This is a genomic window from Halobacillus sp. AWM4_238, from assembly GCF_056158265.1.
Window position 1 is genome coordinate 258,737 of record NZ_JBSWSY010000002.1, and the last position, 26,612, is coordinate 285,348.

The 26,612-nt window shown below is 43.6% G+C and carries 23 protein-coding genes and 2 tRNA genes; 16 read left to right on the top strand and 9 right to left on the bottom strand.

Annotated features, from left to right (window positions below; translation table 11 throughout):
* Window positions 1-23 precede the first annotated feature (23 nt).
* Entirely contained in the window at window positions 24-752 is a 729-nt protein-coding gene (locus tag ACXACN_RS01395) for an alpha/beta hydrolase (RefSeq protein ID WP_474961712.1), read from the bottom strand.
* A gap of 857 nt (window positions 753-1,609) precedes the next feature.
* Between ACXACN_RS01395 and ACXACN_RS01400 the strand changes: the two genes are divergently transcribed.
* A tRNA-Val gene (locus ACXACN_RS01400) sits at window positions 1,610-1,682 on the top strand.
* A gap of 180 nt (window positions 1,683-1,862) precedes the next feature.
* Here the strand turns inward: ACXACN_RS01400 and ACXACN_RS01405 are convergent.
* Window positions 1,863-3,182, bottom strand: coding sequence for a DUF2254 domain-containing protein (locus tag ACXACN_RS01405; protein WP_474961713.1), 1,320 nt, complete (start codon window positions 3,180-3,182; stop codon window positions 1,863-1,865).
* A gap of 171 nt (window positions 3,183-3,353) precedes the next feature.
* On the opposite strand from ACXACN_RS01405, the gene ACXACN_RS01410 reads away from it, so the two are divergent.
* A tRNA-Val gene (locus ACXACN_RS01410) sits at window positions 3,354-3,426 on the top strand.
* A 157-nt stretch (window positions 3,427-3,583) separates the two neighbouring features.
* Here ACXACN_RS01410 and ACXACN_RS01415 read toward each other — a convergent pair.
* The 3 genes from ACXACN_RS01415 to ACXACN_RS01425 form a co-directional block, all read right to left on the bottom strand.
* A complete protein-coding gene (locus tag ACXACN_RS01415) occupies window positions 3,584-4,249 on the bottom strand; it encodes a DUF3889 domain-containing protein (RefSeq protein ID WP_474961715.1) in 666 nt (221 codons plus the stop codon).
* Between the two features lie 121 nt (window positions 4,250-4,370).
* Window positions 4,371-4,859, bottom strand: coding sequence for a hypothetical protein (locus ACXACN_RS01420; protein WP_474961716.1), 489 nt, complete (start codon window positions 4,857-4,859; stop codon window positions 4,371-4,373).
* Window positions 4,860-4,957: 98 nt separating this feature from the next.
* Window positions 4,958-5,821 (bottom strand): SDR family oxidoreductase, encoded by an 864-nt coding sequence (locus ACXACN_RS01425; protein ID WP_474961718.1) that lies wholly within the window; start codon window positions 5,819-5,821, stop codon window positions 4,958-4,960.
* A 226-nt stretch (window positions 5,822-6,047) separates the two neighbouring features.
* On the opposite strand from ACXACN_RS01425, the gene ACXACN_RS01430 reads away from it, so the two are divergent.
* The 11 genes from ACXACN_RS01430 to ACXACN_RS01480 all read left to right on the top strand — a co-directional run bounded on the left by ACXACN_RS01430 (window position 6,048) and on the right by ACXACN_RS01480 (window position 20,223).
* On the top strand, window positions 6,048-7,520 hold the full coding sequence (locus ACXACN_RS01430; protein ID WP_474961720.1) for a CoA-acylating methylmalonate-semialdehyde dehydrogenase: 1,473 nt from the start codon (window positions 6,048-6,050) through the stop codon (window positions 7,518-7,520).
* A 285-nt stretch (window positions 7,521-7,805) separates the two neighbouring features.
* Window positions 7,806-8,696, top strand: a complete 891-nt coding sequence (locus ACXACN_RS01435; RefSeq protein ID WP_474961722.1) for a nitrilase-related carbon-nitrogen hydrolase — start codon at window positions 7,806-7,808, stop codon at window positions 8,694-8,696.
* Between the two features lie 130 nt (window positions 8,697-8,826).
* Window positions 8,827-10,236, top strand: a complete 1,410-nt coding sequence (locus ACXACN_RS01440) for an NAD(P)-dependent oxidoreductase (protein WP_474961723.1) — start codon at window positions 8,827-8,829, stop codon at window positions 10,234-10,236.
* On the top strand, window positions 10,224-11,510 hold the full coding sequence (gene preA, locus ACXACN_RS01445) for an NAD-dependent dihydropyrimidine dehydrogenase subunit PreA (RefSeq protein WP_474961725.1): 1,287 nt from the start codon (window positions 10,224-10,226) through the stop codon (window positions 11,508-11,510). The genes ACXACN_RS01440 and preA overlap by 13 nt, the downstream gene beginning before the upstream one ends.
* 18 nt (window positions 11,511-11,528) lie before the next feature.
* A complete protein-coding gene (hydA, locus tag ACXACN_RS01450; RefSeq protein ID WP_474961727.1) occupies window positions 11,529-12,944 on the top strand; it encodes a dihydropyrimidinase in 1,416 nt (471 codons plus the stop codon).
* A gap of 92 nt (window positions 12,945-13,036) precedes the next feature.
* Window positions 13,037-14,530, top strand: a complete 1,494-nt coding sequence (locus ACXACN_RS01455) for an NCS1 family transporter (protein ID WP_474961729.1) — start codon at window positions 13,037-13,039, stop codon at window positions 14,528-14,530.
* 15 nt (window positions 14,531-14,545) lie between these two features.
* Window positions 14,546-14,782 (top strand): hypothetical protein, encoded by a 237-nt coding sequence (locus ACXACN_RS01460; protein WP_474961731.1) that lies wholly within the window; start codon window positions 14,546-14,548, stop codon window positions 14,780-14,782.
* Between the two features lie 193 nt (window positions 14,783-14,975).
* Entirely contained in the window at window positions 14,976-16,562 is a 1,587-nt protein-coding gene (locus ACXACN_RS01465) for a PucR family transcriptional regulator (RefSeq protein WP_474961733.1), read from the top strand.
* A gap of 779 nt (window positions 16,563-17,341) precedes the next feature.
* Entirely contained in the window at window positions 17,342-18,682 is a 1,341-nt protein-coding gene (locus tag ACXACN_RS01470) for an aminotransferase (RefSeq protein ID WP_474961735.1), read from the top strand.
* 21 nt (window positions 18,683-18,703) lie between these two features.
* Entirely contained in the window at window positions 18,704-19,837 is a 1,134-nt protein-coding gene (ald, locus tag ACXACN_RS01475; RefSeq protein WP_474961737.1) for an alanine dehydrogenase, read from the top strand.
* A 122-nt stretch (window positions 19,838-19,959) separates the two neighbouring features.
* On the top strand, window positions 19,960-20,223 hold the full coding sequence (locus ACXACN_RS01480) for a phage holin family protein (protein ID WP_474961739.1): 264 nt from the start codon (window positions 19,960-19,962) through the stop codon (window positions 20,221-20,223).
* A 27-nt stretch (window positions 20,224-20,250) separates the two neighbouring features.
* Here ACXACN_RS01480 and ACXACN_RS01485 read toward each other — a convergent pair whose 3' ends face one another.
* Both ACXACN_RS01485 and ACXACN_RS01490 read right to left on the bottom strand, forming a co-directional pair.
* Window positions 20,251-21,063, bottom strand: a complete 813-nt coding sequence (locus tag ACXACN_RS01485) for an undecaprenyl-diphosphate phosphatase (protein WP_474961741.1) — start codon at window positions 21,061-21,063, stop codon at window positions 20,251-20,253.
* Window positions 21,054-21,671, bottom strand: a complete 618-nt coding sequence (locus ACXACN_RS01490; RefSeq protein ID WP_474961742.1) for a DedA family protein — start codon at window positions 21,669-21,671, stop codon at window positions 21,054-21,056. Before ACXACN_RS01490 ends, ACXACN_RS01485 begins: the two co-directional genes overlap by 10 nt.
* Before the next feature lie 458 nt (window positions 21,672-22,129).
* Between ACXACN_RS01490 and ccmA the strand changes: the two genes are divergently transcribed.
* The 3 genes from ccmA to ACXACN_RS01505 are packed head-to-tail and all read left to right on the top strand — an operon-like array spanning window position 22,130 to window position 24,553.
* A complete protein-coding gene (ccmA, locus tag ACXACN_RS01495; RefSeq protein WP_474961744.1) occupies window positions 22,130-22,852 on the top strand; it encodes a heme ABC exporter ATP-binding protein CcmA in 723 nt (240 codons plus the stop codon).
* Window positions 22,849-23,859 carry an ABC transporter permease gene (locus ACXACN_RS01500; protein ID WP_474961746.1) on the top strand — a complete coding sequence of 337 codons (1,011 nt, stop codon included), beginning with the start codon at window positions 22,849-22,851 and terminating at the stop codon, window positions 23,857-23,859. Before ccmA ends, ACXACN_RS01500 begins: the two co-directional genes overlap by 4 nt.
* A gap of 31 nt (window positions 23,860-23,890) precedes the next feature.
* Window positions 23,891-24,553: a TetR/AcrR family transcriptional regulator gene (locus ACXACN_RS01505; protein WP_474961748.1), complete on the top strand. Its 663-nt coding sequence runs from the start codon at window positions 23,891-23,893 to the stop codon at window positions 24,551-24,553.
* Window positions 24,554-24,658: 105 nt separating this feature from the next.
* Here the strand turns inward: ACXACN_RS01505 and ACXACN_RS01510 are convergent, their stop codons facing one another.
* Window positions 24,659-25,087: an excalibur calcium-binding domain-containing protein gene (locus tag ACXACN_RS01510; RefSeq protein WP_474961750.1), complete on the bottom strand. Its 429-nt coding sequence runs from the start codon at window positions 25,085-25,087 to the stop codon at window positions 24,659-24,661.
* Window positions 25,088-25,379: 292 nt separating this feature from the next.
* Entirely contained in the window at window positions 25,380-26,474 is a 1,095-nt protein-coding gene (gene rlmN, locus ACXACN_RS01515) for a dual-specificity RNA methyltransferase RlmN (protein ID WP_474961752.1), read from the bottom strand.
* Window positions 26,475-26,612 lie beyond the last annotated feature (138 nt).

Sequence of the window (26,612 nt, forward strand, 5' to 3'; positions counted from 1 at the left end):
CCCTCCTGTTTCCTTCTATATCGCTATTCCTTATCAAACATCTTCAATAAAGCATGTTCAAAATCCTTCTGCCATGTGCCCCATGTATGATCACCATCTAGTTCATGGTACGTGTACGCGAGAGGTTGGCGATTCAAGAAGTCACGCAGCTCTCGGTTAGGCTCAAGAAAATTCTTTCTAGCCCCTTCAGTCGTTTCAACATCAGTTTCTTCTAATCCAATAGTATGATAAATGGTCAAGGAAGAAAAGTCTTTGGTCGATTGCACGACCTCTTTGACATGCTCATCTACATAAGGACTCTGCATGATGACATTCCCGAAGATGTTTGGAAACTTCACTGCTGTCATTAGAGCAAGCGTTCCCGCTAGAGAATCACCGACAAGTGTACGTCCGCGCCCCATGCAGTACCCAGGCAACTCTTCGTCCAGGAAAGGTACAACTTCGCGAATGAGGAAATTGACGTAGTCCCCTTGTTTTTTGCCATCTGGATGATATTTGTCCTGGCGATCATATTTGTCGTTGTAGTGAATGCCAATAAAAATCGTGTTCTCAATTTTTTCCTCTTTATGGAGTTTATCACTTAATGTGGCCGCTCGCCCCATTGAGTAATAATCGTTTCCATCCTGCATGATACAGAAATGGTATTTGTATAATGGAGAGAAGTTCTTTGGGGTGTATACCCTCAGTGTCATTGTCTCCTGTAAGTATTGACTATCTATCGTATATTCTGTCATGGATCCGTCTCTACCCATTTTCCGACCACCTCCTCACAGCATGGAAAGTTCATTTAGGCTTTCCCATTAATTTTTTCATGTAAACGTTCCATTATATATTTTATCATATAATTGTCGAAAAAGTTGAAAAGATGATAGGTGGGATTTTAAGGCAATAAGTTCTACGCTATTTTTACGGATGTTTCACTAACTGGCAGGTTTCTATAAGACTTGATTTCGAGATTTTCGAGGGAGTTAGGGGCTCCGGGAAAAGGTTCGCTTTCCGTGGGCGAGTGATGAGCCTCCTCGAGCTAACGCTCTGCGGGGTCTCATCTACCACGCACTTCCCACAGGAGTCTCACCGTTTCCCTCCGCCCCTTTGCTATAATAATGTTCTCGAAAATTCCCTTTTACAGCAACCTGACGAGTTCTGTCATGAAGATCTGCTCACCCAAGCCGTTATAGAGTTGTTTAAACCAAGAGTTCTGCACGAATAAGAGCGAGGAAACAGGGTCTGGGAAACGTCCGCATGAAAACCGAATGGAGACACGAACGTGTGTGTCTTTCTACTGACTGTTCCAAAACACTGCAAATCGTCGTTTCCCTGACCCCGTATCCATGGCCAGGAATTGTGAATCTTTATTTCAACCAGACAAGGCTGCCTTTAAGCATGCGTGGTGTGTGCTACCCGCGCTCCCGTGGAAAGCGAGTTGCTTCCCAACCACCCCTGGCGCCCACCACGGCAAACGAAACCCGGGAACATCTCGAAACTGAGTCTTCCACAATCGGGAGCTTTAGTGTGAATGGGGAGGGAGATAAGTTAGGGAAAACTTGTTGACATTGTATATATTTCGTAGTATAGTATTCTTTGTCAGTAAGTTAATATTCTTACATACGATTCCGTAGCTCAGCTGGGAGAGCGCCACCTTGACAGGGTGGAGGTCGTTGGTTCGAGCCCAATCGGAATCACTAAATAAAAAAGTGAGCATTCATTATGAATGCTCACTTTTTTTATGGTCTTAGATATGGGCAAAGGGTAATCTTAGGACAAGTGATCTTTGGAGCAAAGTGCTTGCCCCAAAGGAACTCTGAACATAGGGCACTCTACAAAGGTATTTATCCCTTTCGTGCCCACAGTACGCTCATGCTTTATTCCTTCTGTAAGGTGAAGTCTTTGTTACATGCATTAGCTAATTTACGAACCTCATTATTGAACCTTTTGAAATCGAGTTCATCCAAATCATCCGTTTTTACTGCATTGATGATGGTTTTACCAAATGTCCATACATCCTCCTGAACCGGTTGGTCATTTATTGCTGCGATTTTATACAAGGATTCAAGCACACTATTCATGACGGAGATGTCATGATACCCATAGATCTTTATTTGATAAAAGCTTTTATACAGATACTCTTCAAATGATTTTGGCTGTGCAATCAAGCGAAGCTCTTCATCTTTATCAATGTAATACCGGATCGGCTCGTACACAGAGGCCAGTTCTATAAGCAGGGATCCAATCCGGTTTATGCAATTCGTTGCGGTATGGGGATCGTTCAGGCTTGGTGAGATGGCTCTGACGGCAATCTCTACAAGCTTTTGTATAGAGAATTCGACATCCTGGGTATCAATCCGTTCATTTCCTATTAAAACATAAGCGGTGCATTCTTCTGGGTTCTGAAGTTCACCTTCAGCATCTTTCCAATAATAAAAGAGAGGCATTCCTTTTTGAATGTAGTCTCCCATTAAGAAACTGGTTTCAAGAACGAGTGTATGGTTTTTTGCCCACTTAATAAGAGAGCCGTACTGAACATTTTGAACATAACCAGATTTCTCAGCAAGGATCACGTGAGCCGTTGATTGGTCTAATTTCTTTAGCTTATTGTCGTCCCATTCAGTAGCCGTTTGATAATCTTTTTCGTTAAATGTTTTTGCGATGAGCGTTGAGGTGCTTTTTCTAATGGCGCCAATTAGATTATTCACTTTTAGGAAACGCGATGAATGGTGAATGAATAATATGAAAAAGGCTAAACAAATAATAGAAACAATGACTGTAAAGAGGGGGCTTACTAGTCCTAAACCGGGCTCTTTTCCTAATAGGAATAGATTGATAAGAGAAAATATAAAGCCAAAGGAAAATACGCCCAAGACATGTTGAGTCACACGACTCTTCATAAAATCCTGAAGGGTGCGTGGTGAAAATTGTGTAGTGTACGTTGTCAGGACAACCATGATGGTTGAAAAGCTAATCGTTGTCATTGTTAAAATGGATGTCACCATTGAACCATATAGCGTTTGAGCAACAGACGACTTCGTCAAAAAGAGCGCAGGGATGTTGCTTTTATATTCTGATATGATCCATGAATCGATGAGTGCGGTTATTGCCACAGCAACAATTGATAGGACACTGTATATCGTAGGGAGAAACCAAAAGCTGTCCCTGACGTTGATCCAAATCTTTCCTTTGTTCATTGAAATACCTACTTTCTTGTAAGGGGTATGATTCTTAGTATGACCGATATGAGTAGGGATAAAAAGATGCTTTTACAAGAACTTAAAAAACTCTTAAAATTTCATTGACACTTTTTTTGTTCCGTAGTATATTATTATTTGTCAGCAAAAAGTCGACAAAATTCTACATATGATTCCGTAGCTCAGCTGGGAGAGCGCCACCTTGACAGGGTGGAGGTCGTTGGTTCGAGCCCAATCGGAATCATCCATACTAAGTGCCGAAATGGCGTAGTTTCTCATCCAGGGAGAGGCTGCGTCATTTCTTTTTTTTTTTTTGAGATTACAGAAAAATGGACAACTGATCTAGTTGCCCTCATAAGAAAAGAGACAGAAAAGTTCTGTCTCAAAAAATAGAATAAGCGCTAGGATACTTCTTTGACGTTGATGGAAATGATTCGGTCTGTCGTAGGATTGTAGATGACCGCTCCTTCAATGCTGATCTTTTCCTGGGGAGATTCCATGACAAACTTGTAAACTTCCTTCACGTTCCCATTTTGCTGGGTTTGGCTTACTTTACTATAATCGGTAGCATTGTAATTCGGGTATGCTGATTGCGCGATCTCTAAGAGGTATTTGCCCCATTTTTCTTCTTCTAATTGAGGGTTTGGGGTGATCTCTACATTGATGACACCAAGATCCATACTGGCTCCTAACGTTTCGAATGCGTTTCGGTGAAGATTGATTTTGTTTTCCGGGAAATTAGGGACTTGGTCAACGACTGTGACTAAGACGACACGTTGATTGGACACGTTCTTAACTTTTATTGTTTGCCCGCATTGGTAAGGTGAATTCTGACCAACAGCAGCCGTCATATATCTGTTGTTCGACCATGGAATCCCGCACTTGGTCACTTCTCCACCTTCTGTCCATGTGGCCTGGCCGCGCACCGGTTGTCTCAGGTTATACCCATAGTAGTTTGCATGGGTTCCATAGGTTTGAGGGTAGGCATAACGAGAATAAGGTTGGTAGGAATTTGCCCCATATGGATAGGGATAACCATAAGGCCCGTGGTTAATATTGGAGTACATTCATTTTCCCCCTGTCTTTACTTTATATCCTCAATAGCCTATGTCAGCACAGGTTGGCCTGTGAAAGCTTCCACCTTTTTCAGGTTGGTTCTGCAAGCATTAAAAAAAAGCGAAGGAGTAGTCAATCTACTAGGACTAACCAATGGTTATCTTGTGTTGCTCTCGGGGCTTCTTTGAAAATGTTGGCATAGACAGCTTTCATTTCCTCGTAAAGGTCTTTGGAATGAATGGTCCTTAAGTATGCGTCATGGTTGTCATTGAAAGAGCGTAACTTATGTAGGTGAAGCGCAATTTTGTAGGAGTAGAAACGTTCTGGACTCCTCAAGAAAGGTTTTTCTGCAGGGGCTTCACTGTTAGGAGCGAGCGGTTCTTTACTGTGAATCCTTATTTTTTTTGAGGTTTGGTTATCTTCTTCGCATTCTTGTTTGACGTTGTAGAATGTAGCAAAAGGAGCGTCTGATTCGTGATCGATATAGCCTGTCCTAAAACTGAATTCTACTGCTCCTTGATCTCCGGAGACAATACAGAAAGCGTGGTACGATTTTTCTGAGGTAATTCCCGCCATGATTTCTTCTTGATTGCTGAAGCAGTGACAAAAACTTTTGACCATGATGACACCAACCTTTTTCTTCTAGTGTTGGCTCATTATATCATGGTTTGGGGTAGCTCATCTTGTAAAAAGAGAAGGGCTCCTAAAGCCGCTTCTCTCTATCCGTTCACAGGGACACCACCATTGACATGAATCATCTGACCGGTCACATAAGTGGAGTCATGGCTAGCAAGGTAAACATATGCAGGGGCGAGTTCATACGGTTGGCCTGGACGTGCCATCGGATTTGTCGATCCGAACTCCGCCACTTTTTGTTTATCAAAGCTCGCAGGGATCAAAGGTGTCCAAATCGGTCCAGGTGCCACGCCGTTGACGCGTATGCCTTTTTTCACCAAAGACTTTGCCAAAGAACGGGTGAATGTTGTGATGGCCCCTTTGGTTGATGAGTAGTCAATCAATTGTTCATTTCCCTCATATGCGGTGACAGATGAGGTGTTGATGATTGTGCTTCCTTTTTGTAAGTGAGGGAGGACGGCCTTCGCCATATATACATAGGAGAAGAAATTCACGCGAAACGTCTTTTCTAACTGCTGATTCGTAATGTCGAGAAGGTCTTTCTGTGGAAACTGCACCGCTGCATTGTTTACGAGTATATCAATCTTTCCGAAGTCTTTCTTGATTCGCTCTACGGTTCCTACACAAAATTCTGCACTACCGATATCGCCATTATAAAGATGGCACGTGCGACCTTCTGTTTCGATTAACTGCTTTGTCTTCTCCGCATCTTCCTGTTCGTTTAAGTATAAAACAGCAATGTCCGCACCTTCCTTGGCGAAATAGAGGCTGACTGCACGTCCTATCCCGCTGTCTCCCCCTGTAATTACGGCCACTTTTCCTTTTAATTTATCGCTCCCTTTATAGTTCGGATCCACGTATTCTGGCAGTGGTTTCATCTCATATTCAAATCCCGGCTGTCGTTCCTGGTGCTGCTTCGGTTGAATTTCCTTCTTCTGACCGCTCATCTGAACCCTCCTATATGTAAAATACTGGATGACCTGGTCATCCAACTTTAGGATGTCCAGGTCATCCAGTAATATCCAAAAAGAATATTCCTCAACAACATAAGGTCATTTTGTCAAAAACGCAGGGCGTTGATTTGACACTTCGTCCATTGATGTAGGAATTTTCTGAATTTATACTATATTTGAAGGGTGTAAAGGAACAGAATCTACGAGTAGAGGTGAAAAAATGGAGACAACTTTCTCAAAGAAGAATCAGGTAACCATTCAGAACTTCATTGGAGGCGAATGGGTATCGTCGGTAAGCGGGCAAGTGGAGGATGTACCTAATCCTGCGACAGGAGAGATCATTGCACAAGTTCCCATTTCATCGAAAGAGGATGTAGATAAAGCAGTCCAATCTGCTAGAGAAGCTTTCAAAACGTGGAAAAAGGTCCCGGTACCGAAACGGGCAAGAGTGATGTTCAAGTATCATCAGCTGCTCGTAGAAAATCGGGAGGAGTTGGCAAAGGCACTCACACAGGAAAACGGAAAGACAATGAAAGATGCAACCGGTGAAGTGCAGCGAGGCATAGAGTGCGTGGAATTCGCAGCAGGTGCACCAAGCCTTATGATGGGCGACGTTCTTCCGGATATTGCTGAAGGAATCGATTCTGGCATGTACCGTTATCCCGTTGGTGTCGTTGGAGGAATCACCCCATTCAACTTCCCGATGATGGTCCCATTATGGATGTTCCCACTTGCGATCGTGTGTGGAAATACATTTGTATTGAAACCTTCTGAACGCACACCGATTCTTGCGAAGATGTTAGTTGAGCTCATTCATGAAGCGGGGCTACCAGAAGGTGTGCTCAATGTTGTCAATGGTGCCCATGACGTCGTAAACGGATTGCTCGAGCATGACGACGTTGACGCCATTTCATTTGTCGGTTCTCAACCCGTTGCGGAATACGTGTACAAAACTGCGGCCAACCACGGCAAGCGTGTCCAGGCGTTAGCAGGAGCGAAGAACCACTCCATCGTGCTCCCGGACTGTAACTTAGACAAATCAGTGGAAGGAATCATCAACGCTGCTTTCGGAAGTGCGGGTGAGCGCTGTATGGCCTGTTCTGTTGTTGTAGCTGTCGGAGATGTGGCGGATGATCTCGTTGCCAAATTAAAAGAAGCGGCTGACCAATTAAATGTAGGAAATGGTTTAGATGCGGAAACGAATCTTGGACCACTGATCCGTGACTCTCACCGGGAGCGTGTTCTCGGTTATATCGAAGCAGGGGAGCAGGATAATGCGAAACTTGTCCGTGATGGGCGAGTGGAGCTCCGTGAGAACGAGTCCGGTTATTTCCTTGGTGCGACGATTTTCGATTATGTTACTGACGAAATGAAGATTTGGAAAGATGAGATTTTTGCTCCCGTACTTAGTATTGTTCGTGCAGATACACTTGATGAAGCTATTGAAACGGCTAACAAATCTGAATTCGCTAATGGTGCTGTCCTGTATACATCAAGTGGAAAAGCGGTTCAACAGTTCAGAGAAGAGATGGATGCCGGGATGCTTGGTGTCAACGTCAACGTTCCCGCCCCGATGGCATTCTTCCCGTTCTCTGGAAATAAGAAGTCTTTCTATGGCGATCTCCACGCCAACGGCAAAGATGGACTCAACTTTTATACGAAGCGCAAAATGCTTACACAACGCTGGTACTGATTTTTACAGGTGCGCGGAATCCTAGATGTTTCGTGCACCTCCCACTATAAATCCCACAAATTCCCTGCCAATCTTACAAAAAATCTAAAAGAGAAGTGCAACATTTAACATTATGTATAATGGAATTTTTCAATTTATGATGTAAAGTATAGGTAGTTATTTAAAAATTCAGTAAATAAAGAAAATTCAATCAAAGGGGGCGGATTCAAGAAATCATAATTCTTGGGGGATTTGATTTCAGAGGGGATTTACAACCAAAAAAGCATTACATAAGGAGGAATTTGAGTGTCTGATAAAGTCCAAATCGGTTTGATCCAAGCTTCTCATGATGTGGATGGGAGTGAACCTGTTGAGGTTCATAAACAACACTCCATTGAAAAACATATCAAACTAGTGAAAGAAGCAGCGGAAAAAGGGGCGCAGATCATCTGTCTTCAGGAAATTTTCTATGGCCCATACTTTTGTTCAGAACAAAATCCAAAATGGTACGACTCAGCGGAAGAAATTCCAAATGGTCCTACAACGAAACGTTTCCAGGAACTGGCTAAAGAACTGGGTGTCGTTATCGTCCTACCTATCTATGAAAGAGAAGGCATATCGACTTACTATAACACAGCAGCCGTCATAGATGCGGATGGTTCTTACTTAGGTAAATACCGCAAACATCACATCCCTCAAGTCGCAGTAGGGGATAAGGGCCATGGTTTCTGGGAGAAGTATTATTTTAAGCCGGGAAACCTAGGCTATCCTGTATTTGATACAGCCTTTGCTAAAGTGGGCGTTTATATCTGCTATGACCGCCATTTCCCTGAAGGTGCTCGATTACTCGGTTTGAATGGGGCGGAAGTGGTCTTCAACCCATCAGCAACTGTAGCTGGACTTTCGGAATATCTATGGAAACTCGAGCAGCCCGCTCATGCGGTAGCAAATGGGTATTATCTTGGTGCCATCAACCGTGTAGGATATGAAGGACCGTGGAACATGGGTGAGTTTTATGGACAATCCTATCTTGTTGATCCACGCGGCAATTTCGTAAAAACCGCCAGCCGTGATCAAGACGAAGTTGTTATTGCAGAGATGGACAAGAAGTTTATCCGAGAAGTACGTGATACGTGGCAGTTCTACCGTGACCGCCGTCCTGAAACTTACGAAAACATGGTTGAGCTTCTCCCTTAAACATGAACAATCAGACACAAACTAGAAGTTCTGCATAGAGCAAAAGAAAATGAACCATTTTCTCTATGTGGAACTTTTTTATTAGGAGGCTAATGATGCAGCCTCTCTTTAATTAAAGGAGGGAAACACCTTGACCCAGTTAAAGAGCAAAGGGATCTCATTGGAAAATTTGAAGGTGAACTTCGACGAAGTCCATGATGGGCTGAATGCTCAGGAAGCGATGGAAGAGTCGAACCGCTGTTTGTATTGTTACGATGCCCCGTGTATTCAGGCTTGTCCGACAGGCATCGATATTCCGAAATTTATTAAGAAGATCGCTTCAGGTAATCTGAAAGGTTCGGCGACAACGATCATGTCGTCCAATCCTGTTGGTGCGACTTGCGCCAGGGTCTGTCCAACCGAAGAGTTGTGTGAAGGCGCTTGTGTTTTGAATCATTCGACAGATCCTATTCTAATCGGTGATTTGCAGCGTTTCGCTACAGACTGGGCAATAAAAAATGAACAGCTTTTGTTCAAACCTGGTAAGAAGAACGGGAAAAAAGTTGCGGTTGTTGGTGGAGGACCTGCAGGGTTGTCCGCAGCCAGAGAACTGGCAAGGTTCGGGTATGACGTGACGATCTTTGAGGCAGAGGCAGAAGCAGGCGGCCTTGATACTTATGGAATTGTCTCCTTCCGTCTTCCGCAGGATATATCGCGCTGGGAAGTCGATCAAGTCGAGAAGTTGGATGTTGAAATTCGGACCAACACACGCGTAGGCACAGACGTATCTTTTGAGGAGTTGACAAGCAATTATGATTCGATTGTGTTGACGATCGGAATGGGAAATGTTCCTATGCTTGGCATTGATGGTGAAGATCTGGTAGGTGTGCATGACGCGATTGAGTTTGTAAAAAGCACGAAGTCTGGACCGATTACTGATGAACTCCTTGGAAAGAATGTCGTCGTTGTCGGAGCCGGAAACACAGCCATTGATGCAGCTACCTGTGCTGCTAGAAAAGGCGCGGGTGATGTGAAAATCGTCTATCGAAGAACAAGAAATGAAATGACGGCGTATGAGTTCGAATATGACTTTGCCAAGCAGGATGATGTCGAATTCAACTGGCTCACACAGCCTATTGAAATTATTGGAGACGAAAGCGGAAGGGTCACACACCTTAAATGTGTGAAGATGGCCCTAGGTGAACCTGATGCGGACGGGCGCCGCCGACCTTCCCCTTTAGAAAGCTCTGAATTCGTCATGGAAGTGGATGCTGTCATTAAAGCCATCGGGCAGAGCCGTTATACGGATCTAATCGAAGGATTTGGACTGGATCATGAGGGTGGCGTTGTTACCGTCGATCCAGAAACCTTGCAAACATCGAACCCGAAAGTTTTTTCAGCAGGAGATGTCATCTTTGCCAAAGGACAGGGAGAAGCAATGGTCGTAACAGCTGCTCAGCAAGGAAAAGAGGCAGCGATGGCGATCCATAAACAACTGGCACCTGAACCGACGAATGCCTATAAACCTTTCAACAAGGAGGAACATACATGGCTGACTTAAGTTTGAATTTAGCAGGAATAAAATCGCCGAATCCATACTGGCTCGCGTCTGCACCTCCGACAAACTCGGGTTATCAGGTCCAACGTGCCTTTGAAGCAGGATGGGGCGGAGCCGTTTGGAAAACACTGGGTGAACCGATCTTGAACGTATCTTCACGCTTTGCTGCTGTAGGGTTTAATGGAAAACAAGTGGCGGGCTTTAATAATATTGAGCTTATTACAGACCGGCCATTAGAAGTGAACTTAAGAGAAATTTATGAAACGAAGAAACGGTTTCCGGATCACGCCATCATTGCTTCATTGATGGTTGAACCGACACAGGAAAAATGGCATGAAATCGTCAAACGTGTCGAAGATGTCGGGGTGGACGGACTTGAATTGAACTTCGGCTGTCCGCACGGAATGGCGGAACGAGGCATGGGTGCAGCCTCCGGGCAGGTTCCAGAGCTTGTTGAGAAGCAGACGACGTGGGCGAAAGAAGTCGCGCAAACGCCTGTCATCGTAAAACTGACACCGAACATTACCGACATTACTTTCACAGCAGAAGCGGCCGTTAATGGAGGTGCGGATGCGGTGAGTATGATCAACACGATCAACAGTCTTGCTGGTGTTGACATCGATTCTTGGGATACGATTCCGAACGTTGCTGGTAAAGGTGCACACGGTGGTTATTGCGGGCCTGCCGTTAAACCCATTGCATTAAACATGGTGGCTGAATGTGCGCGTCATCCAAAAATCAATGTTCCGATCTCTGGAATGGGGGGAGTATCGAGCTGGAGAGAGGCTGTCGAGTTTATGCTCATGGGAGCAACTGGGGTTCAAGTCTGTACAGCTGCGATGCACCATGGATTCAGCATAATTGAAGATATGGTCGAAGGTCTTGACAATTATCTCGATGAAAAAGGCATCGATTCTGTGATGGACCTTGTTGGGAAGTCTGTAGAGAAGTACAGCGACTGGGGCAATTTAGATCTCAATCACCAGGTCGTTGCGCAAATCAATAACGATGTGTGTATCAATTGTAATAAGTGCCATATCGCCTGTGAGGATACCTCCCACCAGTGTATTGATATGTTGAAAGATGCTGATGGCAACGACATTTTAAAAGTGCGTGAAGAAGATTGTGTCGGGTGTAACCTTTGTAGCATCGTCTGCCCGGTAGATGGTGCCATTGACATGGTCGAATATGCCAATGGCAAGCCACCGATGACATGGAACGAAAGACAAGCAGCGATTGGTGCCGCTTCTTCTTGTGATGTCAATTTAATCAAATAATTGTAACGGAGGGATAAGATGAAGAAAATCATCAAAAACGGAACGATCGTGACGGCCGCTGATACGTACAATGCAGACATTCTTATCGAAAATGGAAAAATTGCTCTGATCGGTCAAGATTTGACCGATTCTGCAGCAGAAGTTGTGGATGCGGAAGGGCATTACATTTTCCCTGGAGGGATTGACCCGCATACGCACCTCGAAATGCCATTTGGAGGAACGGTCAGTAAAGATGATTTTGAAACAGGTACCATCGCAGCTGCTCACGGGGGAACGACTACAGTCATCGACTTCTGTTTGACAGACAAAGGTAAGCCACTACAGAACTCTATTGATCAGTGGCACACAAAATCAAAAGACAAATCTGTCATCGATTACAGCTTCCATTTAATGATCGGTGAAATGAACGATGATGTCCTTGAGCAGCTGCCAAGTGTTATCGAAGACGAAGGCATTACGTCATTCAAAGTTTTTATGGCCTATAAAAATGTCTTCCAAGCGGATGATGGCACTCTTTTCCGTACATTAGAACAAGCGAAAAAACTTGGTGCCTTGGTCATGGTACACGCAGAAAACGGAGATGTAATCGATCATTTAGTCAACAAAGCTTTGGAAGCTGGACAAACCGATCCAATTTATCACGCGCTGACACGTCCACCTGAAGTAGAAGGAGAAGCGACAGGCCGTGCAGCAGAATTAACAGGGCTTGCGGACTCCCAGCTTTATGTGGTTCACGTAACTTGTGAGGAAGCAGTAGAAGCCATCGCGAAAGCACGTAAAAAAGGCTATAACGTCACGGGAGAAACATGTCCGCAATATTTGGTTCTCGATCAAAGTTACTTAGAAAAACCGGATTTTGAAGGAGCGAAATATGTGTGGTCTCCACCACTTCGAGAAAAGCACCATCAGGAAGTGCTGTGGAAGGCACTTAAGACAGGGGATCTACAAACACTTGGTTCAGATCAATGTTCCTTTGATTTCAAAGGGCAAAAAGACTTAGGAAAAGGAGACTTTACAAAAATTCCGAACGGCGGCCCGATCATCGAAGATCGTGTGAGTATTCTCTTCTCTGAAGGCGTGAAAAAAGGAAGAATTTCATTAAATGAGTTCGTAGACATTACATCAACGAAAATCGCGAAGACATTTGGTTTGTTCCCGCAAAAAGGAACGATATCGGTCGGCGCAGATGCGGATATCGTCATCTTCGACCCGAATGTAGAACGTACGATTTCCGTTGAAACGAGTCACATGGCTGCCGACTACAATCCTTTCGAAGGAATGAAGGTGACAGGACAGCCAGTCAGCGTCTTATCCCGTGGTGACTTTGTCATTAAGAATAAAGAGTTTGTCGGTATACTTGGCAAAGGAAACTACTTGAAACGCTCCCGTTACGGGGAACTCACATCCTCCAGAGAAGAACTTTATCAAAAGTAACCTGTTCGTATGCCATGGAATGTAGGCTGCCTCGCTTTGCTGAAAGCCAGGCAGCCTTTTAAAAAACAGGTATAGGTAGGAGGAGTCCAAACATGGACAAAAAGACAAATCATTTAATGTCCCCTGATTTAATGCCCATCCCCCACAATGAGAAAAAAATCAGTACCCTCGGTTTTTCCTTCATGTGGGTCGGAATGGCTGTCGTATTGGCCGCTTTCGCTATTGGTGGAGCGGGTGTGCAGGAAATTTCTTTGATCTGGGTTGTACTTGGAACATTATTGGGAACGATTCTAATCGGTCTTGCGATTACGCTCACGGCGGATATTGGAATTGAACATGGCATATCATTCCCGGTCTATATGAGGGCCCCTTTTGGTACAGTGGGTACCCATTTTCCATCGATTGTCCGTGGTGTCGCTGCATCGATGTGGTTCGGGATTAATACGTTTTTTGGATCGACAGCAATCAACGGTATTCTAAACATCTTATTTGGTTTTGATAATTGGTTTGTTTGTTACATCCTTTTTGCTTTATTCCAATTATTCAACACGGCATTAGGGATCAAAGCGGTGGAGAAGTTCGCTGACCTGGCTGCACCGATCATTATTTTGATTGGTGTGTGGATGTATTTCACTTTGGCTGGAACAGCAACGGAGCAGGGCAGAGACATCTGGGCATGGGTGGAAAGTCCTGTCACAGGTGGAGCAGCTTTTACTGCATTCGTTGTCGTCGTAGTTGGAAACATGGGGTATTGGTCAACACTCGCAGCTGATATATCTTCCATCTCTCGTTTTATAAAAGCGCCGAAGCTGGAACGGAATTGGGTGAAGAGGAACAAAGGGGCTCTCGTAGGAAGCCTTGTGGCCCTGCCTTTAACACAGACATTCATCGTAGTTCTCGGTGCCGTCTCTTATATTGCCGTATCCAACTTCGACCCTGTCGTTGCATTGCAGGAGTCGGCGAGCGGCCTTGTCTTAGGTATCCTTTTGCTGATGATCGTTCTTGCCCAGTGGTCAACCAACGTGTCAGCGAACATTGTACCTGCAGCCACCATCTTTTCAAATGTCGGTGGGCCGAAACTTCCTTTTTGGGCAGGTGTTTTCATTGCAGGTCTCGTAGGAACAGTCATCCAGCCATGGAACATTTTTAACTTATTGATTCCGGTATTATTGATTGCTGCAGCCATTCTCTCTGTCATCGTCGGAATCATTTTCGCAGACTATTACTTATTAAGAAAGCGGAGAATGAACGTTTACGATTTGTACAAACAAGGAGGCCAATTCCGATATGACGGAGGTGTCAACTGGGCCGGTATCATTTCCTGGGTGATCGGAAGTGCTTTCGCTTACACGTTTTCAACCTATTCTTTCTTTGTCGGATTTGGAGTAGGTGCATTGTGCTATTACTTATTAGCCAAACATTGGTATTTTAAAAAGCATCCACAAGCAGAAATCGATGACCCAAGTGACGATGAATACCTTGGCATCACTGTCGGCCGTGATTGGGTAATTGGTGAGAAATACGTAGAAGAAAAGCTGGGACAGAAAACTGGTACAGAAGGGTCACCACAGAAAATAGATGCGTAACAAGGAGGAAACGAAATGTCAGACCATCGCGAGTTTGAAGCAGAACGTGAAAAAATTGATTTTCTATTGGAGCAGGGGTATGTCATCAGTGGAGTCACTGAAAATTTAAGTGGGGCTTTCGTGGAGTTCGAATACAAGGGGAATGATTCGGATAAAAATGGTAAAGAACGTCTCCATATCCTCCACCCGGATACGAGAAAATATTTCTCTACGATTCTCGTTCAGCAACAGAAAAAACAGAGTGTTAAATAGAAGAAAGAGGATCGGGCGGGCCATGCCGATCCTCTTTTTTTTTATTTCATCTACATCTTCCGAATAAGCTCTTTTGTTAAGATTGGGGGAATTGTTAGATATGAGTAGGACTATAAAACTCTTTTGTAAGAAAATCTCACAATCTATTAGATTTTTCTGAAATATTGTTGTACTTTAAAAGAGGGGTCATTCAATGAACGAACACTTGTCGATTGAAAACATCCTGAAAAGGGACCATTTCGCTTCTGCAGAAGTCATTGCTGGTCATAAGGGGATCGACCGGCTGGTCAAATGGGTTCACGTTTATGAAATGATCGAAGTGAGAAAGAATTTGAAGGGTGGAGAGCTTGTCCTTTCAACAGGATTTGGCTGGAAGGATGATGATGAACTCTTTCTTCATCTATTAAAACAATTGGTTGAGAAAGAAGTAGCTGGAATTTGCATAGAAATTGGAAGTTTCGTAGATTACATAAGCCCGGAAGCGATCGACTATGCAGAAACAAACAACTTTCCGATCATAATATTCCAAAAAGAAGTGTCGTTTGTGGAAATCACTCAAGATATTCATGCCGATCTCATTAACCAGCAATATGAATTCATAACAAATTTAGAAGACTATTCTCAAAGGTTGAATAAGCGGCTATTATCCATTGACAACTACTTCGATATTTTAAAGAACTTGCAACAATACGTCAATTGCCAACTCGTTTATATTGCCAAGGATCATACGGTCGTCACGATCCCGGCATTGAGAGAGAAAGAACGGGAAGAAGTATTAATTGAACTTAGCAAACCTGAGGGTGGATCAAGAAGGGTATTAAAACAACCGGTACAAGTATTTGAGAGAGAGTTTGCGAACATTTACTTATTGTCCAATCGACGAGAGTTCGGAGAATTTGAATCTTTATTGTTGGACAGAACTGGGACTGCCCTTGCGCAATACTTATTAAGGGAACTGTACACTGAGGAAAAAAGGAAAGCAAAAGAAACAGAGTGGCTGACAGAGTGGTTGCAGGGAGAGCACGAAGAAGAGGAAATTCGTGATCGGCTGGCCATTTACAAACTAGATAAAACAGTCGAAGGGGCGATTGTTCTCACCATTAAGCTGAATATGGTAGACAGACAGAAATCAAACCCTGACGTCACGTATATGAATATGCTGATCCACAATATCTTTGACCAGAATGGCTATTATGTTTTTCCAGTAGAGAAGCGGCATCAGCTGACTTTCATTCTATTGAACAGAAAAGGAACAGAAGATTGGAAGAAGCGGGTGAAACGAGGAGTCGAGCGTTTGCAGAAAATCAGTCTCTTGAATGATTCATGTATATCATCGTTTCAAATCGCGGTTGGTAAATACGTGAGAGACCTCTTCAAATTGCATGAAAGTTTTCAAACGGCACAGGAGACCTTAACATTACAAGAAAAACTTCCTGATAATCAGTCGAAATTTTTTTACGATGACCTTCACATGTATCGATTGATCTCACTCGTCCATCAGCATAGCAACCTTGATGGGTTAGTGGAAGAATACTTAGAGCCGATAATCAAGTATGATGAAAAGAATAACACCAACCTCCTTGAGACGCTAAGGGTCTATTTGGCATGCAATGGATCTAAGAAAGAAACCGCTTCCAAAGTATTTGTTGTCCGACAGACGTTATATCATCGCTTAGAGAAGTTAGAAAAACTGTTGGGACCTGATTTTATGGAATGTGAAAAAAGGCAGGTCATCGAGTTTGCACTTCTCGCATACGAATATCAAAGAGCTGTTACTTAATCGTCATTTTAACACTTATTCTTTTACCGAATAAGTGTTTTTTTCTACCCTTCTCCCACTATAGCTCCCGATTGTGGAAGACTCAGTTTCGAGATGTTTGGGTGAGTTTAGGGGCTCCGGGAAACCGTTCGCTTTCCATGGGGCGGGCGGTGAGCCTCCTCAGGCTACGCCTTCCGGGGTCTCACCTGTCCCACACGTCCCATAGGAGTCTCACCGTTTCCCTCCGCCCCTTGACCATAAGAGGATCTCGAAACTACTGCCAAGATAAGCTGCTTTACCTACATGGAGAGGAGGGTGTTAATCATTATTCCTAACACCAATGTAGTAGAGGACACTCTTCCCTCCTACGCAGGCATGACGCGCTATGTATCGAGCTTTTAGGTCCTGAATACCCGGCGCGGAGAGGTTAATATTCTCCTCTTTATTCAATCATACAAGCTGATTCTTCCAGAAGTGATTTCGAGAGTCTCCGATGGTAAAGGGGCGGAGGGGAATGGCGAGACTCCTGCGGGAAAAAAGTGCAGGGTGAGACCCCACAGGCTCCGAGGAGGCTCACCGCGCTCCCGCGGAAAGCGAGTCATTCCCCGCAGCCCCGATCCACACTCACAAAAGTCTCGAAATCAAGTCTTACACAATCCTGCCAGATTGTTGAAGAGGGTGTCTTGTCATTATGTGAAAGTGGAAAGGTGACTGTTTGACACAATGTCTAATGAAAGGGCGTCTAAAATGTTAGATAATTAAGATAATTCTAACTAATAATCAATGAGGAGGAATCTCCGTTGACTAAAGCTGATGTAAAAAGCGAAATGCTTTCAAAAGACGAGAAGTATGTTTGGCACTCGATGAAACCTTATAACCCTGATGCGACCATGGTGGCAAAAAGTGCGAAAGGATCCTGGATCACTGATATTGACGGAAACCGTTTCTTGGACGCGATGTCTGGTTTATGGTGTGTGAACATTGGTTATGGACGGGAAGAACTTGCGGAAGCCGCTTATGAACAGATCAAGAATCTTTCTTATATGCCGCTTACACAAAGTCATGAAGCAGCCATTCAATTAGGAGAAAAAATTAATCAGCTGCTGGGCGATGATTATGTCGTTTTTTTCTCAAACAGTGGATCGGAAGCAAATGAAGCAGCATTTAAGATGGTCGGTCAATATCATCAGCAAAAAGGGGATCACTACCGAACAAAATTTATATCAAGGTATAGAGCTTATCATGGAAATTCCACGAGTGCGTTAGCGGCGACGGGTCAGGCGCAGCGGAAATACAAATATGAACCTCTCGGCCCCGGATTTTTGCATGTGGCACCGCCTGATGACTATCGAAATGAGCACAGTGAAAAAGACCGGTGGGGAGCAAAGGAAATCGATGATGTGATGACGTGGGAATATAGTGAATCTATTGCCGGCGTAATCATGGAGCCGATCATTACAGGTGGTGGTGTGATTGTCCCGCCGGAAGAATATATGAAAGAGGTTCAAGCCATTTGTGAAAAACACGGGGCCCTCATGATTGTAGATGAAGTGATTTGTGGGTTCGGACGCACTGGTAAGCCATTCGGTTTTATGAATTATGGGGTGAAGCCGGATATCATTACTATGGCGAAAGGGATAACAAGTGCGTATCTTCCTCTTTCGGCAACGGCTGTTAAACGGGAAGTGTATGAAGCGTTTTGCGGAGACGACACGTACGACTTTTTCCGTCATATTAATACATTCGGGGGACATCCGGCTGCTTGTGCCGTAGCGCTCAAGAATATTGAAATTATGGAAAGAGAGAATTTATTTGAGCGTTCACATGAACTGGGAGAAACAGTGAAGAATGATTTGAACACTCGTCTTCAAAACCATTCCCATGTGGGCAACGTGAGAGGGAAGGGCTTGCTTATCGGTATTGAAATGGTTGAAAGCAAAGAAACGAAGGAACCACTGGCTGTGGAGAAAGTCAACCAAATCATTGCCTATTGCAAAAACAAAGGAGTACTCATTGGGAAAAATGGAATGACAGTGGCAGGGTTCAACAATGTCATTACACTATCTCCCCCATTATCTATTGAAGAAGAAGATTTATCTTTCTTACTAGATACTGTTGTAGAAGCGATTCAGTCGATATGACCTTAATGGGAGGTTCCTAGAATGCGGATCGGGATACCAAAAGAAATCAAAAATAATGAAAACCGCGTGGCCATCACTCCAGCTGGCGCGGTTAATCTAATCAATGAAGGACACGAAGTCGTGATCGAGTCAAAAGCTGGGGATCGATCTGGTTTTTCAGATGAACAATACGAAGAGGTGGGAGTGAAGATTGTATCTACACCTTCGGAGGCTTGGGCTCAACAGATGGTTTTGAAAGTGAAAGAACCGCTTGCTGAGGAGTACGGTTACTTTTATGAAGGATTGATTTTATTTACGTATTTGCATCTTGCTGCAGATGAAGAATTGACAAAAGCATTGGCAAAGAAAAAAGTGGCCGCCATTGCTTATGAAACGGTCCAGGCTGAGAATGGGTCTCTGCCTCTGCTAACACCGATGAGTGAAGTGGCTGGGAGAATGGCCACACAAAAAGGGGCGCAATATTTAGAGCGTACCCATGGTGGCAAAGGCATTCTCCTTGGAGGTGTGCCTGGTGTGAAACGCGGGAAGGTTACAATCATTGGTGGCGGTGTCGTAGGCACGAACGCTGCGAAAATTGCTATTGGTCTGGGCGCGGACGTGACGATGATCGACCTGAATCCGGACCGGCTCAGGCAGCTTGATGATATATTCGGCTCTTCCATCAACACACTCATGTCAAATCCGTTGAATTTAAGCGAAGCTGTGAAGGAATCCGATTTGGTTATCGGAGCGGTTTTAATTCCAGGAGCCAAAGCACCTAAACTCGTAACAGAAAAAATGGTAGAGTCGATGAGTCGAGGAAGTGTAATTGTTGATGTTGCTGTTGATCAAGGGGGCATTGTCGAAACGGTAGACCATGTTACAACACATGATGATCCCACTTATGTAAAACACGAAGTGGTTCATTATGCGGTCGGCAATATGCCAGGAGCTGTCCCGCAAACGTCCACACTTGCACTGACGAATGTTACAGTTCCTTATGCTATTCAAATTGCAAACAAAGGTATTCAGAAAGCATGTATGGAAAATAGCGCCTTGTTAAAAGGGGTAAACGTAGTAAATGGCAGTGTGACTTACCGTGAGGTCGCAGAAGCTCATGGACTAAATTATTTGGAAGTGGAGAAAGCTCTCGGGCCGAAGTCCTATGTTTCATAAATTAGAATAGAGCGTCTCGTCCCCTGGAAGGGCGAGGCGCTATTTTTTTTGAAAGTACTTCATCTCTGGCGTTATGAATACTATGGTATAAGGTCTTAATTCATTATAAAGGAGATCGACCTATGGATTTCATGACGGTCATGGCAGATTTCACCCCCTATGCTGGACTCGCCGTATTGTTGTATGCCATGAGGCGGACAAAGCGTGTCCCAAACAGATACATCCCGATCATCGCTGTCGTTCTAGGAGTCGCCTTTTCCTATTGGCAGCAAGGGATCTCACCTTCAGCAACGGTGGAAGGGTTGAAGTATGCTTTGCTTGGTATTGGTACAGTTGCAGGGGTTAAGTATTTTTTAGAGAAAAAAGAAGAGGGAGAAAAGGACTGAGCTCTCACAGCTTAGTCCTTTTTCGCATTAAAAATATAAGAAACAGATAACCACAATTAAGATGAAACGGTAAATTGCGAATGGAATTAATTTTACATGATTGATCAGCTTCAGAAAGAAACGGATGGACAGGAGAGCGAAAAGAAAAGCACTTAGGAAACCGACGGCAAAATAAGGAACAGCCGTCCATTGGAAATAGGCCAGGTTATTTATAATGGACAGGACACTGGCTCCCAGCATAATCGGGACAGCCATGATGAATGTGAAATCTGCGGCAGCTCTGTGACTCAATCCCAGTAAAACCCCTGCTGATATCGTAGCACCAGACCGGGAAAAACCAGGCCAAAGGGATAAACATTGAAAAATCCCAATCGTAAAAGCCTGGGTATGATTGATTTGATCAACAGTTTCCTTCCAGTCTTTTGGTTGATGCAAATCAGCTGCAATCATAAATACAGATCCTGCTCCTAATCCAACCAAAACGGTTTCGAGAGTAAATAAATGCTCATCAATGAGATCTTCGAAGAGGAAACCTGAAAGAGCGCCGGGAAGGAGACCTATGATGATATGTGACCATTTTAAACGGACACCTTTGCGTTTTCCAGATGAGTGTAATAGTTCCCTGAAGCGATCGCGGAAGATGACAACCACTGCAAGAATAGATCCCAGCTGAATAAACACTTTAAACGTATTCGCTACATAGTCCCCTAGAAACCTGTCCGTCTTTAGCCACATCTCATCAACGAGAATCATATGACCAGTAGATGAGACAGGAGCGAACTCTGTCAAACCTTCAAACATTCCAAGGATGACAACTTTGATGAACTCCATCATCGCCATAAGCGTGCACCTTTTCCTTTATGGATCCACAATAGTGTAAGAAAAGCGACAGCGATGATGATGGCATATGTCCAAGTAGAGTACACCTTCATATGGTGCACGATTTCGCGCCAGGAGTCGCCTAGGATGGCCCCTGTATAAATCAAAGCTGTATTCCAAATGAAGCTTCCCATAACGGTAAGCATTAGAAAAGGGACAATGGGGAACCGTGCCATCCCTGCAGGCAGGGAAATGAAACTTCTGACGAGCGGAAGCATGCGGCAAAAAAAAATGGTCCAAGATCCATAAGATTCAAACCAGTGAAACGCTTTGTCTACATCCGACTTCGTGAGGCGCAAGTATTTTCCATGACGATCCACCCACTCCTCGAGTTTGTCTCTGCTGATGACCATTCCTATTCCATACAACAGAAGGGAACCGGTCAAAGAACCGAATGTCGCATAAAAGATAACCCCCATTATTGTGATGTCCGTCCTTCCAGTCATAAACCCACTGAGTGGCAATATAACTTCTGAGGGAATAGGAGGGAAGAGGTTTTCAATCGTCATCAATGTATAGATGCCAAGATACCCAAACTGTTCCATCATCCAAATGATCCATTCTTCCATGAACTTCTCCTCCAAAAGATGATCGATGTATTGTATCGTACAAGCACCCATATTAGAACCTGAAATCAGTTTGTGAAAATATCTTTCAGCGTTTCGGTATTCAACATGCTCCAACTGAATTTAATGGCATAGGAACTCCAGTCCGTACCTGTTAACCAACCGGCTAAAAAAATGCCTCCAAAAAAGAAAGGAACGTTATACCTGAAATGAAGAAACAGAGGTATGGGTGATCATCATAGCTTTTCATCTTTTTACTCCTTTCACCTATCGAACAGACATTCCCTTTGCAGATTGAGAATATTATAGCAGTTGAATAGCAGGATGGATATCTAATCATAAATAATGATTGAACAGAATAAACGGTTTCTATAGTTGGGGAAATTGTGATATCTCTATTTACATGTTCATCAACCCATGTATAATAAAAGTGAGTAATCACTCACATTGGAGGGGTTAAGTTGAATGCAATCGTTGAATTGAAGAACGTGATACACCGATACGGTAAGGCTACCATCATTGACCGTGTGGACCTTGCCATACAGAAAGGTGAAATTTTTGGCTTGCTAGGACCTTCTGGAGCAGGGAAGACCACACTGGTGAAATTAATGGCAGGAATCCTACAGCCTACAGAAGGTAGCATTTCACTTGATGGTTCAGCTTTAAGTCATCTCAAGCAGATGAAAAGTTTTGGTTTCATGGCACAATCGGATGCTTTGTATCAAGAGTTGACAGCATGGGAGAACCTTGATTTTTTTGCCTCCATTTACAAATTGCCAAGGAAAAAGAGAAGGGAAAGAATCAGAGAAGTTCTCGAAATGGTGGATTTGTCCTCTTCAGAAAATCAGACTGTCGAAACATTTTCTGGAGGGATGAAAAGGCGGTTATCGTTAGCGGCAGCTCTCATTCATCAACCAAGCCTTATCATTCTTGATGAACCTACTGTTGGCATTGATCCTGTTCTGCGTCAGTCCATATGGGATGAATTAAATCATTTAAAGAAGAAGGGTGTTACCATTATCGTTACGACCCATGTCATGGACGAGGCAGAAAAATGCGATCGTCTGGCTCTGCTCAGAGAAGGGAAAATGATTGCCATGGATACACCGGAAGGGTTGAAAGAAAAGGTGAATGTTACGTCTATTGAAGAAGTATTTTTACACTACGGAGGTGGAACAGCATGAATACCTTCCATGTTATGAAAAGAATCCTTCGTCAATTCAGGCGGGATAAAAGAAGCGTAGCTCTTATGGTGGTGGCACCTCTCCTTGTATTATCCCTTATGTGGATGGTGCTGGATCATGATGAAAGTAACTTGGAACTGGGCGCCGTCAACGTTCCATCATCGGTGCTTGAGAAATTGTCTTCTGAGACGCTTGCTATTGAAACACTCTCTCCTTCAAAAGCAGAAGAACAGATCGAAGAGGGAATACTGGATGCTGTTTTATACTTTGAAGATCAGGAACTGTCACTGCTTCTTGAAGGGAGTGATCCAAACACGGCTGGGGCCATTCAAAAAGAATTGCAATCGTTGAAGGGAAATCAACAAAATTCTATTGACGTTCAGTACCACCATGGATCAGAGGACCTTGGGTTATTCGACTACGTAGGACCCGTCCTCATCGGCTTTTTCGTCTTTTTCTTCGTCTTTATTGTGGGTGGTGTTTCATTTCTGAGAGAACGTACGCAAGGAACATTGGAGAGATTGTTGGCTACTCCAATCAGACGATCTGAAATCGTGTTCGGCTATCTAGCGGGGTTTGGTTTGTTTACAATCCTTCAGTCCCTCATCATTGCGTCTTTTTCCATTAATATTTTGGATGTGTTCATGAAAGGAAATTTCTTTTATGTATTGATCGTCACTATCCTTCTTGCTCTGACGGCTTTAAGCCTCGGTACATTGGTATCAGCCTTTGCGAAAAATGAATTTCAGATGATTCAATTCATCCCTTTGATCATTGTTCCTCAGGTGTTTTTCTCCGGCTTATTTCCGACAGAGGGGCTTGGAACATGGGTGCAGGTCATAGGAGACATCATGCCTTTAACCTATGGAGCAGAAGCGATGAGAGGGATTATGCTGCGTGATGCGTCCTTAGCAGATATACAAGTGGAAGTTTATATTTTACTCGGGTTCACAGCACTGTTCACTACATTGAACATATTGGCATTGAAGAAGCACCGGCGTTTATAATGGTACAATGAACGTCGAGGAGGAAACAGAGATGAACGAATTCGAGGATTTGTTGGGTGCGTTGGAGGAATCAACGGCTCGTGATAAAAAGCTAACACCGAAACAAGCACAGATTCTGCAGGCTGCTGTGGAAATTTTTGCGGAAAAGGGGTATGCTTCTTCATCCACGAGTGAAATTGCTGCAAAAGCAAACGTGGCTGAAGGGACCATTTTCCGTCATTATAAGACAAAGAAAGAATTGTTAATATCGATCGTGACCCCTTTTATGACTAAGTTCACCCTTCCTTTCTTTGCCTCACATTTTGCCAAAAAGGTTTTTGAGGAGCCTCCGGAGGGATTGGAAGGGTTATTGAGAACCCTTTTGAAGAATCGATTCGAATTTGCCAAGGAGAACGCTCCACTGTTGAGGATCGTGATCCAGGAAATGGCTTTTCATCCTGAGCTTCAAGAAAAATTTCAGGAAGTGTTTTTGGAAGAAATCTTCCCGAAATTTGAAGAGGCCCTGGATCATTTAAAGGAAAAAGGAAAACTTGTGGAAATTCCCAATGCATCCATGATCCGTATGATTATCTCTTCCGTTGTCGGGTTTTTGGTCACTCGTTTTATTATTGCTCCTGATTTACATTGGGATGATGATAAGGAAATTGACTATACGATTGACTTCATCATGCACGGTTTAGCACAGAAATCATAACAGGTCTACCCTGAAATGGGTAGACCTGTTTTTTTTATGGACAACAACGTTAAAAAAAGCGAGCTGTAACAGCTCGCTGATGTGGTGGTGATGAGGGAAGGTCATTTAATTTTCCCGACGTACAAACAACAGTCCACCGCTCAAGAGAAACAGCCCCATCCCGAGTAACGCATATGTAGCATACGGCGTTGCGGTTTCTGGAAGCTCCCCGCCTTCTTCGTCAGAGGATTCCTCTTCAGTTCCGTTCTCTTCAGAATCTTCCATTGCTTCGTCTTCAGATGCTTCTGAATCACCAGAGCTATTATCAGAAGAACTATTACCTAGGCTTTCACATGGAACACCATCTTTGTCCCTGTCTAAACCATCCGGATCGTTGTTTTCATCGTACCCATTTTCTTCCCAGTATTGCTCAGCTTCTGCTGTAGAATCAAAGTCGCTGCAGTTTTTGTCTCCGTCATGGTTATCCGCACTTACAAAACCTGTACTGCCAAAAGTGAAGGTCAAAACGAACAAGAAAGCTAAGAATTTTTTCATTTTGGAAAAGCTCCTTTTTGATAGATTTCCCATCACCTCTTGGTTATTTTTGTATATTCTTCTATAACCTATATTTTTACAATTAAAACCAATTTTTTTGTTTTATATCAATCAATGATTCAAATTTACAATAGTAGGAAGTGTAAAATGTTATAACGACTGTGATTTGTTGTATAAACTTTTGGGTCGTTTTGACGTTGTAAAAGGGTAGGTTTAATCGCTCAAGACTTGATTTGGAGTATAGAAGTTCTTTGAATGGTTAAAAGCAAAAAAAAAGCGTGAGGCTTGAGCCTCACGCTTTTTCGTTCATTGGCATTTTTTTCTTTTTGCGTGCCTTTTCTTTTTCGATTTGCTTACTGCGCAACTGTCCGCAGGCGGCATCAATATCCGTTCCGTGTTCTGTACGGACGCCACATTTGATCCCGCGGTCCATCAACGTTTGATAGAAGGTTAGGATCGCTTCTTTTTCACTTCGCTCATAAGGGTTGTCGGCGACCGGGTTATACGGAATCAAGTTGACGTAGGATAAATGGCGTTTATCCTTCAATAAGTCAGCAAGCTCTTCCGCTTCCTTTTTATGGTCGTTGACGTCCTTGAGTAAAATATACTCGAAGGTAATCCGGCGGTTCGTTTTTTCTAAATAGTAGTCAATGGCCGGCATCAATTTTTCTAGTGGATAAGCACGGTTGATTTTCATAATTTGGGTACGCAGTTCATTGTTTGGTGCGTGAATGGAAAGGGCCAGATTAATCTGGATGCCTTCATCTGCGAACTCATACATTTTCGGTGCAATACCACTTGTAGATACGGTAATATGGCGGGCTCCGATGGACAGCCCTTTTTGATCGTTCACGACCTTCAAGAAATCGATGAGGTTCTCATAGTTGTCGAACGGTTCGCCGATCCCCATAACCACGATGTGGCTGACGCGTTCATCGTTCCCTTGTTTATCCAAGTGTTGTTGGACCTGCATGATTTGTTCAACAATTTCGCCACTGGAAAGGTCTCGGTTTTTGCGGAGAATTCCACTCGCACAGAAGGAACAGCCGATGTTACAGCCCACTTGTGTGGTTACACATACGGACAACCCATAGTTGAATCGCATTAGTACGGTCTCAATAACGTTTCCATCCTCCAATTTAAATAGAAACTTAACGGTACCGTCCTGTGATTCTTGTTTAATTTCTTCAGAAAGTGTCTCAATCGTAAAGTGTTCATGAAGAAGGTCAATACAGGATTGGTTCACGTTCTTCATTTGTGAAAAGTCTGTTACACGTTTTTGGTAGAGCCAGTCCCATACTTGCTTGGAGCGGAACTTTTTCTCACCATGATCTATAAGCCAAGCTGTCAGTTGGTCAAACGTCAATCCGTAAATGGATCGTTTCATAAATACGCTCCTCTTTAAAAAAAATCGCTATTTCTATCATACTCGATATGGAGAGTAGAAACAACAGAATAAGGAATGTTGAAATTTTACGAACATTTAAATGGTTTTCCATACATCTTAAATAGAGTAGTTTAATTC